This is a genomic window from Ruegeria sp. CL3 (genome assembly GCF_056536505.1).
Genome location: NZ_JBQFPT010000003.1, coordinates 219,704 through 234,114, shown reverse-complemented (window position 1 = coordinate 234,114; position 14,411 = coordinate 219,704). Strand labels below are relative to the sequence as shown.

The window sequence follows — 14,411 nt, the reverse complement described above, 5'->3', positions numbered from 1 at the left end:
GCAGGGTGCGAAGTTTGCTTCTAAATTGCAAGCTGCGCCTATTCGGAGTAGCCGATGGCCTGACGCGCCTGTTCTGTCAACCATGCGATCATCTGGCGATAGGGCACTGGGCCATAGCTGATCCGGGCCACGCCCAGCTTGGCGAGTGTCGCTGAATCTGGTGTTCCGGGCAGAGCGATGATGTTGACCGGCAACTCGGTGGCCTCACACAGCTGTCGGATCATGGCCTCATCTTTCAGGCCCGGGGCAAAGAACCCGCTGGCGCCTGCGGATTGGAACGCCTTAGCGCGGGCAATGGCGTCTTCCAACATCGTAGAATCATGCGTGTCGGCCGGTGCCTTCAGGAAGATATCTGTGCGGGCATTGATATAGGCGGGAATACCGGCTGCATCGCAGGCTTTGCGCATCGCTTCGATTCGCGCGGCTTGATCGGGGATGCTGTGAAGGCCGTCTCCGCCGACGATCTGATCTTCAAAGTTGAAGCCAACAACACCGCAATCCAACGCCCGTGCCGTATTGTCGGCGATGCCTGCAGGATCGACGGCATAAGCCCCTTCAAAGTCCAGTGTGACGGGTAGATCAACAGCGCTGACGATGCGCTTTGCGTTGTCCAGCGCGGCCTCCATCGGGATGTGCTGCCCGTCTGCATATCCTTGCGCCATCGCTACCGGAGCGCTACCGGTCGCGATCGCCTGCGCGCCTGCATCGCGCACGGCAGCGGCGCTGCCAGCGTCCCAGATGTTGAACAGGATGACCGGGTCGCCTTTTACATGCAGGCGCGTGAAGGTTTCAGCACGTTGGGCTTGGGTCGTCATGGGTATCTCCTGTCGAAACTCGTTCAACAGTTAATCCCATGACGCCAGAATCCTAAGCGCTTAATTGTGTCGGTACATCACGTTGCAGCGACCGCATCAGACCAGTCGAGAGCTGTCCTTGGCCGCGCGCACGAAGTCGCGGAATAGGGGATGCGGGTCAAACGGCTTGGATTTCAGCTCGGGGTGATACTGAACGCCGATGAACCACGGGTGATCCGACCATTCGACAATCTCGGGCAGGCGGCCATCGGGGGACATGCCCGAGAAGTTCAGGCCCGCTTTTTCAAGCTGCTCGCGATATTTAATGTCGACCTCATAGCGATGGCGGTGGCGTTCCTCGATCTGGGTGCCGCCATAGACATTCGCAACTTTCGAGCCTTCGGCGAGAACGGCGTTATAGGCCCCAAGGCGCATAGTGCCGCCCTTGTCGTCACCCACTTTGCGTTCGACCTTATGGTTGCCCTGAACCCATTCCTTGAGGTGATAGACCACTGGCTCAAACCGTTTCTTGCCAGCCTCGTGGTCGAACTCTTCCGAGCCCGCCTCAGTGATACCAGCCGCATTTCGTGCGGCTTCGATCACGGCCATCTGCATGCCAAGACAGATGCCCAGATAGGGCACTTTGTGCTCACGCGCATATTGCGCGGCTTTGATCTTGCCCTCGGTGCCACGTTCGCCAAAGCCGCCGGGAACGAGGATGGCGTGGTAGCCTTCCAGATAGGGGGCGGCATCTTCGTGGTCGAACACCTCGGCATCGACCCATTCGATCTTGACCCTGACGCGGTTCGCCATGCCGCCATGGGTCAGCGCCTCGGCAATCGACTTATAGGCGTCTTCCAACTGTGTGTATTTACCTACAATCGCAACCTTCACCTCGCCTTCGGCGTTGTGGATACGGTCGCTGACGTCCTCCCATTTGGCCAGATCGGGCTTCGGGGCCGGGCTGATCTGGAACGCGTCCAGAACCGCCTGATCCAAACCTTCCTTATGATAGGCCAGAGGCGCGTCGTAGATGGTGGACAGGTCCTGCGCCGCGATCACGCTATCGGGGCGCACATTGCAGAACAGGGCCAGTTTCTCACGCTCTTTAGTGGGGATCGGTCCTTCGGACCGGCAAACCAGAATATCAGGGGCCAGGCCGATTGAGCGCAGCTCTTTCACCGAGTGTTGGGTCGGCTTAGTTTTCAGCTCACCCGAGGCCTTGATGTAGGGCAGGAGCGTCAGGTGCATAAAGATACACTGACCGCGCGGCTTGTCCTGGCTGAACTGACGGATGGCTTCGAAGAAGGGCAGACCTTCGATATCGCCCACTGTGCCGCCGATCTCACACAGCATGAAATCGACCTCATCCTCGCCAATGGCGATGAAGTCCTTGATCTCATTGGTGACGTGCGGGATCACCTGAATGGTCTTGCCGAGGTAATCTCCGCGGCGCTCTTTCTCCAACACGTTGGAATAGATCCGCCCCGAGCTGACCGAGTCGGTCTTGCGCGCGGCCACACCGGTGAAGCGCTCATAGTGACCAAGGTCCAGATCGGTTTCAGCGCCATCATCGGTGACGAAAACCTCGCCATGCTCGAAAGGCGACATGGTGCCAGGATCGACGTTCAGATAGGGGTCTAGCTTGCGCAGACGCACCGAGTATCCCCGGGCCTGCAACAGCGATCCCAGGGCCGCCGAGGCCAGTCCTTTACCCAAGGACGAAACCACACCACCAGTGATGAAAATAAAACGCGCCATGTTTTTTCGGCTGCTCCCGTGAGACGTCAATATCAGCTGCCCGACGGTTCCGAAAAACCGCTGCATCACGGGACTTCACGTATAAAGGATTCGCGCCAATAGCGCAAGAGAACCGCAAGATGCTGTTGCAGTTCTCTTTCAGATTTCTAGGTTTTGTGGCTTAGTCGGCCTGCGGGATCAGCGGAGCGTTGTCGCCCTGCGCCGGAGGCAGCAGGTCATCTGCAGACGGAACCGCAGGCGCGCTTTCTTCAGTCGCGGCCGGAGCCGGAACGCCCAAACGGTCGATGACCGAGCTGCCCGAGGACTTCTGCGCTGCCAGAATCGTCAAGGTGATCGAGGTGACGATAAAGCAGGCGGCCAGGATCCAGGTCACTTTGCCCAGGGCCGTCGCAGCCGCGCGGCCTGTCATGGCGCCGCCGCCACCGCCACCCATACCAAGACCGCCACCCTCGGACCGCTGCATCAGAACGACGGCGATCAGGCCCAGAGCCAGAAGAAGATGGATGATGAGAACGACGTTTTCCATGGTGGTCCTGTACAGCGTGGCGTGTATCGCGTGGTACTTATGCAAGTTTGGTTCTGGGGGCAAGTCACGAGTTGGCATCACAGTTGATGATGTTGCACATCACGCCAAAGGGACTGGACAGATCGGTCAAGCTTGACGCACCCTGCGGCCATGCCTCATGATCATTCTGACCACCCGCACGCCTTGTTGCCCCCCGAACCCGCGCTGCGCGTCAAAGCGCTTGAAACGATTCTGACCCAGAAGGGGTTGATCGACCCGGCGGCGCTGGATGAAATCATCGACACGTACCAGAACAAGATCGGCCCGCAGAACGGCGCGCGCGTTGTTGCCAGGGCTTGGAGCGATCCTGCTTTCAAGGCCGCATTGCTTGAAGATGCAACGCCGGTCGTGGCCGAGCTTGGCTACTATGGTCGTCAGGGCGAACATATGGTGGTGGTCGAAAACACGCCGGAGCAGCACAACATGGTCGTTTGTACCCTGTGCAGCTGCTACCCGTGGCCGCTGCTGGGCATTCCGCCTAGTTGGTACAAATCCGATGCCTACCGAGCCCGCGCTGTGCGCGAGCCGCGTAAGGTGCTGGCCGAGTTTGGTGTGACGCTGGCCGAGGATACGGCGGTACGCGTCTGGGATTCCACGGCCGAGATTCGCTATCTTGTGCTACCCATGCGCCCCAAGGGGGCAGAAGGGCTGGGCGAAGAGGAACTCGCAGCACTGGTAACGCGCGATAGCATGATCGGTACTGGCCTGCCCAAGGAGGCGTCATGACGCGCGTTCACGATATGGGAGGGCGGTTTGGCGACGGCCCGATCAACCCGGAAGCCGAAGACGCCCCCATCTTTGCCGAGGACTGGCACGCGCGGGCCTTGGCCGTAACGCTGGCCTCGGGCTTTTTGGGGCAATGGAACATCGACATATCGCGCCACGCGCGTGAGCAGCTGTCACCGAAGGACTACACTCGGTTTTCCTACTATGAGAAATGGATCTCTGGGCTGGCCGATCTGTTGGTCGCCAAAGGGGTGCTGACCCTCGAAGACCTGCGCGGAGAAACCTCGGTCAAGGATCATCCACTGGCGGACCGCATGCTGAAAGCCGAAGCCGTCGCAGCTGCATTGGCCAAAGGCGGCCCTGCTGATCGCAATTCGAACATTGCGGTGCAGTTCGAGGTCGGGCAGATGGTGCAAACAGTGCGACCCGCTGCGAACCGTTTGGTGGATGGTGGGCACACACGTTTGCCGAACTATGCCGCTGGGGCCCAAGGGCGGATCGTTCGCCTGCACGGAACGCATGTTCTACCCGATTCCAATGCCCACGGGCTGGGAGAGGCCCCAGAGCCTCTCTTTGCCGTATCTTTCCTGGCGTCTGAGCTATGGGCCGATCCGGAACACCCCAAGGATGAGGTGGTGCTGGATCTGTGGCAGTCATACCTGGAGCCTGCATGAGCAGCTGTATCACAGTCGCCGCCCCAAAGCCTGTGTTCTCAGAACCCTGGCACGCGCAGGTCTTTGCGGTCACTGTCGCCTTGAACGAAGCGGGGCGTTTTGACTGGCCCGACTGGGCTGCCCGGTTTTCGCACACTTTGAAGCAGAACGGTCTGAACAAAGAGCTGGACGGTGGGGATGACTACTTCCACGCATGGCTCGAAACCCTTGAGGCCTTGTTGGCTGAACAAGGGGATGCCCGCTCGGATGAGGTCACCTTGCTGCAGGGTGCTTGGGAAAAGGCTTATCTGACCACACCTCATGGCAAACCGGTGCGCTTGCCGTAAGCCGAGTTGGGGGCGCTGCCCCCGCCGCCTTTGGCGACTCCCCCGGGATATTTTCGGCCAGATGAAGCAGGGGATCCGTTCTTCATCTGGCTAAAAATATCCCCGCCGGAGGCATTGCGCGCAGCGCGATTGTCAGATGCGGCGAAATATCGGTTTCCCTACCGTCTGAGCCTCGTTATATCAGCCGAGTTTGATATCTTTTCGCGAAAAGGACCGGATATGGCCAACGTGGTTGTTGTCGGCGCCCAATGGGGTGACGAAGGAAAAGGCAAGATCGTCGACTGGCTCAGCGAGCGGGCAGACGTGATCGCGCGTTTTCAGGGCGGGCACAATGCCGGCCACACTCTGGTTATTGATGGCGAGGTTTACAAACTGCACGCGTTGCCGTCGGGCGTTGTACGTGGCGGCAAGCTGAGCGTGATAGGCAATGGCGTGGTTCTGGACCCGTGGCATCTGGTCAAAGAAATCGCGACTGTGCGCGCTCAGGGCGTTGAGATCACGCCTGAGACACTGATGATCGCCGAGAACACTCCTCTGATTCTGCCGATCCATGGCGAGCTGGATCGCGCGCGCGAGGAAGCCGCGAGCAAGGGAACCAAGATTGGTACCACGGGGCGCGGGATTGGTCCTGCTTACGAAGACAAGGTCGGACGCCGTTCGGTGCGTGTTGCGGATCTTGCCGACGAGGCGACGCTGGAAGCCCGTGTTGATCGTGCGTTGCAGCACCACGATCCTTTGCGCAAAGGTCTGGGTATTGAACCTGTCGACCGTGATGCTCTGGTGGCGCAGTTGAAAGAAATTGCAGCGGAAATTCTGCCTTTTGCGGCTCCGGTCTGGAAGGTTCTCAACGAAAAGCGCAAGGCGGGCAAACGTATCCTGTTCGAAGGCGCGCAGGGTGCGCTGCTGGATATCGACTTTGGTACGTATCCTTTCGTGACGTCCTCGAACGTGATCGCTGGTCAAGCGGCGACGGGCGTGGGGATCGGGCCAGGCTCGATCGACTTCGTGCTTGGGATCGTCAAAGCCTACACAACCCGCGTAGGTGAGGGACCGTTCCCGACTGAATTGGAGGACGCCGATGGTCAGCGACTGGGCGAGCGTGGGCATGAGTTCGGCACGACCACAGGCCGTCAGCGTCGCTGCGGCTGGTTTGATGCCTGTCTGGTGCGCCAGACCTGCGCGACGAGCGGGGTGAACGGGATCTCTCTCACCAAGCTCGATGTGCTGGATGGTTTCGAAACACTCAAGATCTGCACCGGCTATGAGTTGGATGGCGAGCGTCTGGATTATCTGCCGACCGCCGCCGATCAGCAGGCGCGCTGCACGCCCATATATGAAGAAATGCCCGGATGGAGTGAATCCACCGAAGGCGCGCGCAGCTGGGCGGATCTGCCCGCAAACGCGATCAAATACGTGCGCCGGGTCGAAGAGCTGATCGAATGCCCAGTGGCGCTGCTGTCCACCAGCCCGGAGCGGGACGACACCATTCTGGTGACCGACCCGTTTGCAGACTGATGTCGGGCGACAAGACACCCGGGCTCAGCTACAAGGCGCGCAGGCGTTGGTCTCTGTTCATTCTGGTGATCGGCCTGCCTGTCTATATTGTCGCCGTAGTCACGGTGGTGAACTGGCTGGATCGCCCCCCGATTTGGCTGGAGCTGCTGGTTTACGTGGCTCTGGGCATTCTGTGGGCTTTGCCCTTCAAGTTCGTGTTCAAGGGCGTCGGGAAAGAAGACCCTGACCAGAAGTCCGACTGATCAGTATCTCTACTTGGGTCACAGGCTCGCGCCATCTCCCTGCGCAACACCGAGACAGCGAGATGAGGGCAAGTCCGAAGTTTCAACTTAAAGCGGTCCAGTTCTAAGAGCGCATTTTGTCGTCAAAGGCGTTGCTGGTCTATGTCTGACCCTAGCCGATTCGCCGATCGTTTGCCGGCCAACTTAGGATCGCTCGGGCCATGGCATGATACTCGCCCGAGATTTCTTCGGCGACACTGAACGGGGTGGGCCAGTGTGCCGTCAGCGTCGCCTCAATCTGTCCTGTCGTCAGTTTCAGCTCGGCCTCGTGTTTTGCGGCCAGACGGCGCATTTTTTGATTGGTGGCAAGACACAACATATGGACTTCGCGAAAACCACGATTGCGGGCTGCAGTAACTATCCGCGACAGCAGCGCATCGCCGATCCCTAGGTCCTGCCAGACGGTTTCAACGGTAAAGGCCAGTTCAGCGACATGGTTGTGGCTGTCCGGAACAGTCCGCAATTCTCCGACACCGCGTAGGCAGGAATCGGGGAACGCGCCAAACACCAGTGCAGAATTTTTGAATATGCCTGAGAGATAATTCTCAACAAAGGCCGGGCTGACCGGTACGCCAAATCGAGACGTCAGCGCTTCTGTATCGAGACTCTTGAAATGGCTTTCTATCTTGGGTTTGTCGAATGCTCTGAGACGTCGAATAGGGAGTTCATACATGGCGGAGCCTTGATTTGAACGCGAATTGAAAGATCTGTTACCTTTACTCAGACGATATCATTGTTCTGCAATGCAGCATAGCGACATCATGTCCGAATCGAGATTCCACAACGTAAGTGCAAGAAAAATGGGTCGAAGAAATCTCCGACCCACTCTCGATAGCGAAATAGAGGATATCAGCCTACGGCGCGTTCACCTTCTGGGCGAAAACCGATGTCACTTGAGGCCGCAAAACGCCCTCCGCCAGCTTTTTCGATTTTGCCGTCGCGCAGAAGCTGCCCGAAGGACTTCAGGCTTTCTTCGCGATTGAACTCATCCTGTTTCAGCGAGCGAACCTTGTTCATCAATTGCGGGCGCGAGAACTTTTCCTGCCCTTCGATGAAGGACAAGTACGCCGCAGCCGCTTCGAGAAGGTCGGACAGAGACTGCGCGCCCTGATCCAGTGCAAATTGTGCAAAGCCGCTTTCTTCTGACGCGTCCTCGGACTGATCCGAGGTGACACGGCGGGGGGTCACCGGGCCAGTATCCGCGTTGGGCGCGTCAATACGCTGCTCGGCGACCAGCTTCAGAGGGGCCGCCATGTCTGCATCAGGGCGTTTGCTGGTGACCTGAACATCGTCTGGGCGGCGAGGGCTGACGACCGAGGCCAAATCGCCACGATACTCTTCATCAGTCGCGGCCTGCTTGGCTACATCTTCCGCCGAGGTTGCAGCAACGGCCGTTCGCAGATGGGAATAGGCCTCACGTGTGCCGCTAGCGGCCGGGTCGTCCATCTGCTCATCTGCTTTTGCCATCAGGCGCGAGACATCCTGATCCAGATCCGAGGACGCCACGGTCGCTTGCGCATCCATTTCCTCTTCGATCTCGTCAATCTCGAGGAACAGGCTTTCTTCATCCTCAGCGGTCAGAACACCTTGCTGATCGTCTTCCGTTTCGTCTGCCGGGCTGAGGATATTCTCAACCTCATCGCTGTCATCGGTTGCCGTCTCGACGTCTTCGTCGAAGATCACCTCGGGGGCCTCTTCTTCCTCTGAGTCTTTAAACTCGATTTGCATTGGGGTCTCATCTTGCAAATCAAGCGGCGCCGATTCCATGGCTGGCGCATCCGGCAGTTCCGGCGCGTGTGCCTCTTCAACGGCTTTGACGGCAGGTGCCTCGGTAGGGGCCGGGGCCTGAGGGGCCAGATCTTCGGGGCTCAACGACCCTGCTGCAAAGGCGGCTGAGACAGCGTCCATCGGCGCCGGGGTGTCGGCCGTTAGGGGGGCGACCTCTTCCTCGGCATAGTTGTCCGTATCCACGTCCGAATGGGAAACAACCGCGCGGATACGTTGCAGCTTGGCGGCCAGGCTATCGGGCGCCGGGTCCGCGTCGGCATCGACCGGCGCAGCTTCGGAAAAGAAAGATGCGGCAGTGTCTGTTTCAGGTGTCGCAGAGGGGGTCGGCTGGACAACATTCAGATCGGGCGATTGGGGCATGGCGTTATCCTGTGGCAGGGTCGCTTCAGGGGCGGGGGGCGTTTCAGTACGGGGGGGTGTTTCCGTGGCGCGAAGAAGCAGGCCGGTATCGCTTGGGCGCGCTTCAACCTGTTGCACGTTGTCGCGCTGTGCAATCCGCGTCAGCATTTCGGCGTCAGGTTGCGGGGGTTCAGATCCAAAGTATCTGTCTTCCGCCGCAAGATCGCGGAAGTATTCTGCTATGGCTTTCATAGTCTCGAAAGAGTCATCGAACCCTTCCAAAGTGCACGAGAAAGTCCCATAGGAAACGGTCAATACCTTGTTGTTCTGTACCATCAGACATGCGTCCTTTACAAACTAACTGAGCCGATCCGCCCGGACAGGGGCAACCCGATCGACTCGGAACTAACTGCATGAACCTATCATTTTGTGGTCTCAATGTGTCCAAATCCGGGAAAAATGATCAATCTGAGAAAAAATGGTGCAATTGTACGTTCAAATGGCCCAATCGGGCTGTTTGGAGGGGGGCAGATCGGCCCTGAAGACCTGAATTTGGTGCTGAATCGCGTCACTTTTGCCGTCGCGGCAGACGGTGGAGCCTCGGTTCTGGTTGATTCGGGGCGAATTCCGGATGCCGTGATTGGTGATTTCGATTCGTTGTCCCCTGAAATTAGAGCTCGCATTCCCCAGGATCGCCTTTTTCGGATTGCGGAACAGGACAGCACGGATTTCGACAAGGCACTTCGCAACGTGCAGGCCCCTTTGGTTCTGGGGGCCGGATTTCTGGGAGGGCGGCTGGACCATCAATTGGCGGTCTTGAACACTCTGGTCCGGTATCCGGACAAGGCCTGCGTTCTGATCGGCGCGCATGAGGTCGTGTTCCACGTAACGCCCCGCATCGTATTGGATCTGACGCCGGGCGCGGTTGTTTCTCTCTTTCCTCTGAAACAAGTCACCGGGCGCAGCCGCGGGTTGGAGTGGCCGATCGAGGGACTTCAATTTGATCCGAGCGGGCAGGTAGGCACCTCGAACCGTGTCATTTCAAAGGTTGAGCTTCAGATGGACGGCCCGGGCATGCTGGTGATGGTGCCTCGTAGCGCTCTGGATCAGGTCATGCAGGCGTTTCTGTCGGGGTAGAGCGCGCCGTGGCCCTCTCACGCAGAATAACATAGAGCCCTGCGGCGATCGTGATCAGGATGCCAAGCGCAGCCAGACCGTTCGGCAGGTCGTGAAAGATCAGCCAGCCGATCAGAGTGGCGACGGGGATTTCCAGATACTGCATCGGTGCCAGCGTGGCTGAGGGCGCATAGCGCAGCGACCATGTCATAAACAGATGGGCGACGGTCCCCAGCAATCCGATCGACAGAAGCAGCCAGTGTTCGTTACCCGAGGGGAGGGTGAATGACAGCTCCCAGATCTCAGACTGCGTTCCCCAGATCAGAAGGGGCAGCAGCAGGATTGTGGCAAACACGCCCGAGACAGCCTGTAGCGACATCGGGTCGGTCTCTTTGGCGATCTGGCGCGTGACCAGCATGAACAACGCAAAGACAACTGCGACGATCAGCGGCAAAAGCGCTGGCAGCCCTACTTCGGCAAAGCTGGGTTGAATGACCAGAAGCGTTCCGGCGAACCCGACGATACAGGCCGCAAGGCGGCGGTGCCCGACCTCTTCGTTCAGTATGTATTTGCCGAGCATCAGCATGATGAAGGGCATCACGAAGGCGATGGCGACCGCGTCCGCCAAGGGCAGGAATTGCAACGCCGAAAACATCGCGGTGATGCCCGCCATGTGCAAAAGCGTGCGGATCACGGTCAGACGCAGAACACGGCCCCGCATGCGCCATGGCCTGCCGGTCATCGCGACCAAGGGCACAAGGATCGCCGCCTGAATGGCAAAACGCACGAAGACCAACAGCGCCAGTGGGGTTGTTTCCCCCAATAGCTTTGCCAGCGCATCCCCCATCGGGGCAAGCACGCAGAAACCAAGCATCAGTACGATGCCGAATACGGGACGATCCTGAGTCATGGGCGCGACGCTAGCGGTTTCCCAAGGCCGAGAAAAGCTCTGTTCTCAAGCCTCCGGAACGGGTTGGACCTTGGTGTAGTCCGGGCCGATGCAGGTGGGCAAATCATCGCTCAGTTTCAGCCACTCCAACTTCTCTTCATGTGAGACATGAAGTGTTGGCTGCAAGACTTCGGGGCTCTCTAGAGTCGCTACGTAAAGGTGAAGAACGTCCGACATCTTGGTCGACCGAAACGAGATCGGAGTTCCACAATGTGGACAGAAGCTCCGCTCGACCCCAGGCGAAGAGTTGAAGCGCTTCGGTTCTTCTCCGGTCCAGCGCCACTGGCCGTCGCGCACCCCGAAATAGGTCGTCATCGGAGCGGCACACTGGCGGCGGCAACTGTCGCAATGACAGGAGACACAGGACAAGACCGGAGGATTAACTTTATACGCAACCTTGCCACACAAACAATGTCCGCGCATCACGCCACCTCCTCTCTGACCTCAGCAGTTCGGGACGTTTACGGCCAAACCACCCAATGAGGTTTCTTTATACTTCTCATGCATATCATGCCCGGTCTGACGCATGGTCTCGATCACCGCATCTAGGGGCACAAAATGTTGACCATCCCCGCGCAAAGCAAGTGACGCGGCCGAAACGGCCTTGATCGCGCCAAGGCCATTGCGCTCGATGCACGGCACCTGAACCAACCCGGCAACCGGATCGCAGGTCATACCCAGATGATGCTCCAGCGCGATTTCGGCGGCGTTCTCGACCTGCTCGGGCGTGCCGCCCATGACGGCGCAAAGACCAGCCGCCGCCATCGCTGACGCGCTGCCCACTTCGGCCTGACATCCGGCTTCGGCCCCTGAGATCGAGGCGTTGAACTTCACCAGACCCCCAATGGCGGCTGCGGTCAGAAGGAAATCCTCGATATGGCTTTCCGCCGCGCCAGGCACGTGGTCGAGGTAGTAGCGCAGCACTGCAGGCAGAACACCCGCCGCGCCGTTGGTTGGTGCGGTGACCACCTGGCCTCCGGCCGCGTTTTCCTCGTTCACGGCCATGGCGTAGACGCTCATCCAATCGTTGATGGTGTGCGGCGCGGTCAGGTTCATACCGCGCTCGGCCATCAGCGCATCATAGATACCCTTGGCACGGCGACGCACGCTGAGGCCGCCGGGCAGGATGCCATCTGTGGTCAGACCGCGCTCGATACAGTCGTTCATCACCTGCCACAGCCGGGCAGAGCCTTTGGCGAAGCTGTCCGCACAGCCACGTGCGATTTCGTTGGCGCGTTTCATTTCAGCAATGGATTTGCCGCTGGACTTTGCCATCTCCAACATCTCGACGGCGGATTTGAAGGGGAAGGGCACTGGGGCGCCTTCGTCGGTGGCTTTGCCAGCGGCCAGTTCCTCTTCGGTCAGAACAAAGCCGCCGCCGATCGAGTAGAAGACCTGCCGCAGTATCACATCGCCCTGCGCGTCAGTTGCCATCAGGATCATACCGTTGGCGTGGCCGGGCAGATTGTGGTCGTAGTCAAAGACCAGATCGGTCTTTGGGTTGAAGGTCAGCGTCGGTAGCCCTTCGGGCGTTACCGTGTGCGTCTCAGCAATTGCGGCCAGCGCGGCCTCGGCCTTGTCATTGTCATATGTGTCCGGCACGAATCCGGCGAGGCCAAGGATGGTGGCGCGGTCGGTGGCATGACCCACTCCGGTAAAGGCCAGCGAGCCGTGTAGTGAGCCGCGCAGCCCGGCAAATTCAAACGGCGATGCACGCATCATGTCCAGAAAACGCGCGGCGGCCACCATGGGACCCATGGTGTGGGAGGAGGACGGGCCGATGCCCACTTTGAACATATCGAAGACAGAGAGGAACATGTCAGATAGCTGAGCCTTCAGGAGGGTTGGCATAAATGGGTGATGTGAACGGCGTGGCCCCAAGACCTTCGGCGGCTATGGCCGTTCGCGTTGCGGGACGCATCTCTAGCTGTGTCAGGATGCGCTGAAGATAGGGCGTATCGGCCAGTTGGTACCAGCTGCGGTCCGCATTGGATGGGTAAAGCGCCATCCAACGCATCATGCACGCGATATAGTATGTCAGAACTGAAGGCCGATCAGCGTTGAGCCAACCCGGTGTCTGCGCAGCGACTGCGTCCAGATTTTTCAGATGGGTGCGCAGCCTTGGACGTATTCCGGCCCGCAGGGTCTCGGCCTGTTTGGGGTCTATGTATTTCTCGGCATAAAACAGGATGCGCAGATCGGCATGGAGCGTGTTGGATGCAAAAAACAGCCATTTCAGAAAGGCGGCCCTGTCAGGGCTGTTTGACGCGGGCGCAAGTTGCCCATGGCTGTCGGACAGCCACAGCAGAATGGCAGCCGTTTCGAATATCGGCCCCTGAGGGGTTTCGAGAACCGGGATCAGCCCGTTCGGGTTCAACGCTCGGTAGGCTGCGCTGTCTTGCGCGTTCTGACTACGATCAACCAGCACCGTCTCATAGGGCTGGTTCAATTCGTCCAGCACCAGCCGGATCACCAGCGAGGCGTTATCAGGGGCATAGTGCAGGCGATAGGGCGTCATCATACGGACTAGATATACAGCAACCGAAACCTGAAAAGCCTTGTTTGCGACGTTTCCGATAGGAAACGCGCAATTGAGCGACATCTTTCGCATCCGGGCGACGTGAATTGGGTCTCGAAGTTGGGTGGAGCATTGCATATAAGTCTTGCAGACTATTTGGGGAAGACTGCCAATGACCGCGGATTTGTCGCCAATCGACACAGCCAAATACGTTGCGGCGTACCGCGCGGCCGACATGGTCGAAGACGGAATGCGGGTGGGGCTGGGCACCGGCTCGACTGCCGCCTGGCTTGTTCGCCGTCTGGGCGAGCGTGTCCAGCAAGAAGGCCTGCGCATCAAGGGAGTACCCACCTCAACCCGAACCGCGCAACTGGCGCGTGAGGTCGGGATCGAGGTCGTGTCACTGGATCAAGCCGGATGGCTGGACCTGACGATTGACGGCGCGGATGAGTTCGACGGTGATCTGAACCTGATCAAGGGCGGAGGCGGTGCGCATCTGCAGGAAAAGATCGTGGCGACGGCCAGCGACCAGATGGTGGTGATCGCCGATGCCGGGAAAGAGGTCGAAACGCTCGGCGCATTCCCGCTGCCGGTCGAGGTGATCCCCTTTGGCTGGCAGACCACTCGAACGTTGATCGAAGAAGTTCTGGACACGATGGATGTGCTTGGCACCAACTCTGCCCTTCGCATGAATGGTGAGGCCCCGTTTGTGACCGATGAGGGCAACCATATCCTCGACCTGCATCTGCAAAGGATTGGCAATGCGCGGCAGATGGCGCTGGTTTTGAACCAGGTGCCGGGTGTCGTCGAGAACGGGCTGTTCATAGACATCTGCGACAAGGTCGTTGTGGGCTACGGCGATGGCCGGGTCGAGCTGCGCGACATCAATGCCGGAACCGTTGAACTGGACCAGCTCCTCGGGGGCGCCAAGGACAACCTGTTTTCGGATTTTTCGGACTGAGTGGAAGGCGCCATCCCGAGGACGTGTTGGAATATACTGGAAATTTACGCCTTTGGGGGTTGGCAGGGCGGTTTTCGCGCCCAGATATCCAAAGAATT

The 14,411-nt window shown here is 59.0% G+C and carries 16 protein-coding genes; 7 read left to right on the top strand and 9 right to left on the bottom strand.

The features are described 5' to 3' along the window. Nucleotides 1–38: 38 nt before the first annotated feature. From ACR0NO_RS05545 to secG, 3 genes are all read right to left on the bottom strand, one after another. Complete coding sequence (locus ACR0NO_RS05545; protein ID WP_170551628.1) at nt 39–815, bottom strand: isocitrate lyase/PEP mutase family protein; 777 nt, start codon at nt 813–815, stop codon at nt 39–41. Nucleotides 816–911: 96 nt separating this feature from the next. Continuing rightward, a complete protein-coding gene (locus ACR0NO_RS05540; RefSeq protein WP_170487733.1) occupies nt 912–2,555 on the bottom strand; it encodes a CTP synthase in 1,644 nt (547 codons plus the stop codon). Nucleotides 2,556–2,715: 160 nt separating this feature from the next. Beyond that, nucleotides 2,716–3,081: a preprotein translocase subunit SecG gene (gene secG, locus ACR0NO_RS05535; RefSeq protein WP_170376300.1), complete on the bottom strand. Its 366-nt coding sequence runs from the start codon at nt 3,079–3,081 to the stop codon at nt 2,716–2,718. 150 nt (nt 3,082–3,231) lie between these two features. Between secG and nthA the strand changes: the two genes are divergently transcribed. The 5 genes from nthA to ACR0NO_RS05510 all read left to right on the top strand — a co-directional run bounded on the left by nthA (nt 3,232) and on the right by ACR0NO_RS05510 (nt 6,603). Next, nucleotides 3,232–3,846 (top strand): nitrile hydratase subunit alpha, encoded by a 615-nt coding sequence (gene nthA / locus ACR0NO_RS05530; RefSeq protein WP_480723247.1) that lies wholly within the window; start codon nt 3,232–3,234, stop codon nt 3,844–3,846. Further along, on the top strand, nt 3,843–4,520 hold the full coding sequence (nthB, locus tag ACR0NO_RS05525) for a nitrile hydratase subunit beta (protein WP_480723246.1): 678 nt from the start codon (nt 3,843–3,845) through the stop codon (nt 4,518–4,520). Before nthA ends, nthB begins: the two co-directional genes overlap by 4 nt. Beyond that, nucleotides 4,517–4,846, top strand: a complete 330-nt coding sequence (locus ACR0NO_RS05520) for a nitrile hydratase accessory protein (RefSeq protein ID WP_480723245.1) — start codon at nt 4,517–4,519, stop codon at nt 4,844–4,846. The genes nthB and ACR0NO_RS05520 overlap by 4 nt, the downstream gene beginning before the upstream one ends. 219 nt (nt 4,847–5,065) lie before the next feature. Next, the gene (locus ACR0NO_RS05515) at nt 5,066–6,361 is read left to right on the top strand and encodes an adenylosuccinate synthase (protein ID WP_480723244.1); all 1,296 of its coding nucleotides are present in this window, start codon (nt 5,066–5,068) and stop codon (nt 6,359–6,361) included. Then, complete coding sequence (locus tag ACR0NO_RS05510; RefSeq protein WP_480723243.1) at nt 6,361–6,603, top strand: DUF2842 domain-containing protein; 243 nt, start codon at nt 6,361–6,363, stop codon at nt 6,601–6,603. Before ACR0NO_RS05515 ends, ACR0NO_RS05510 begins: the two co-directional genes overlap by 1 nt. A gap of 151 nt (nt 6,604–6,754) precedes the next feature. Here the strand turns inward: ACR0NO_RS05510 and ACR0NO_RS05505 are convergent, their stop codons facing one another. Beyond that, nucleotides 6,755–7,315, bottom strand: a complete 561-nt coding sequence (locus ACR0NO_RS05505; RefSeq protein WP_480723242.1) for an N-acetyltransferase family protein — start codon at nt 7,313–7,315, stop codon at nt 6,755–6,757. Nucleotides 7,316–7,491: 176 nt separating this feature from the next. Next, a complete protein-coding gene (locus ACR0NO_RS05500; protein ID WP_480723241.1) occupies nt 7,492–9,105 on the bottom strand; it encodes a hypothetical protein in 1,614 nt (537 codons plus the stop codon). 123 nt (nt 9,106–9,228) lie between these two features. Here ACR0NO_RS05500 and ACR0NO_RS05495 point away from each other — a divergent pair, with 123 nt between their 5' ends. Beyond that, a complete protein-coding gene (locus ACR0NO_RS05495) occupies nt 9,229–9,906 on the top strand; it encodes a thiamine diphosphokinase (protein ID WP_480723240.1) in 678 nt (225 codons plus the stop codon). On the opposite strand, the gene ACR0NO_RS05490 is transcribed toward ACR0NO_RS05495, so the two are convergent. From ACR0NO_RS05490 to ACR0NO_RS05475, 4 genes are read right to left on the bottom strand one after another with little or no spacing between them, the layout of a single operon-like run. Continuing rightward, a complete protein-coding gene (locus ACR0NO_RS05490; protein WP_480723239.1) occupies nt 9,881–10,795 on the bottom strand; it encodes a DMT family transporter in 915 nt (304 codons plus the stop codon). The two genes, ACR0NO_RS05495 and ACR0NO_RS05490, sit on opposite strands and share 26 nt — an antisense overlap. A gap of 45 nt (nt 10,796–10,840) precedes the next feature. Next, nucleotides 10,841–11,257, bottom strand: a complete 417-nt coding sequence (locus tag ACR0NO_RS05485) for a GFA family protein (RefSeq protein ID WP_480723238.1) — start codon at nt 11,255–11,257, stop codon at nt 10,841–10,843. A 21-nt stretch (nt 11,258–11,278) separates the two neighbouring features. After that, complete coding sequence (locus ACR0NO_RS05480; protein WP_170376858.1) at nt 11,279–12,652, bottom strand: L-serine ammonia-lyase; 1,374 nt, start codon at nt 12,650–12,652, stop codon at nt 11,279–11,281. 1 nt (nt 12,653) lies between these two features. After that, nucleotides 12,654–13,355: a glutathione S-transferase family protein gene (locus ACR0NO_RS05475; RefSeq protein ID WP_480723378.1), complete on the bottom strand. Its 702-nt coding sequence runs from the start codon at nt 13,353–13,355 to the stop codon at nt 12,654–12,656. A gap of 169 nt (nt 13,356–13,524) precedes the next feature. Between ACR0NO_RS05475 and rpiA the strand changes: the two genes are divergently transcribed. Then, nucleotides 13,525–14,313, top strand: coding sequence for a ribose-5-phosphate isomerase RpiA (rpiA, locus tag ACR0NO_RS05470; protein WP_170376321.1), 789 nt, complete (start codon nt 13,525–13,527; stop codon nt 14,311–14,313). Nucleotides 14,314–14,411: the final 98 nt, after the last annotated feature.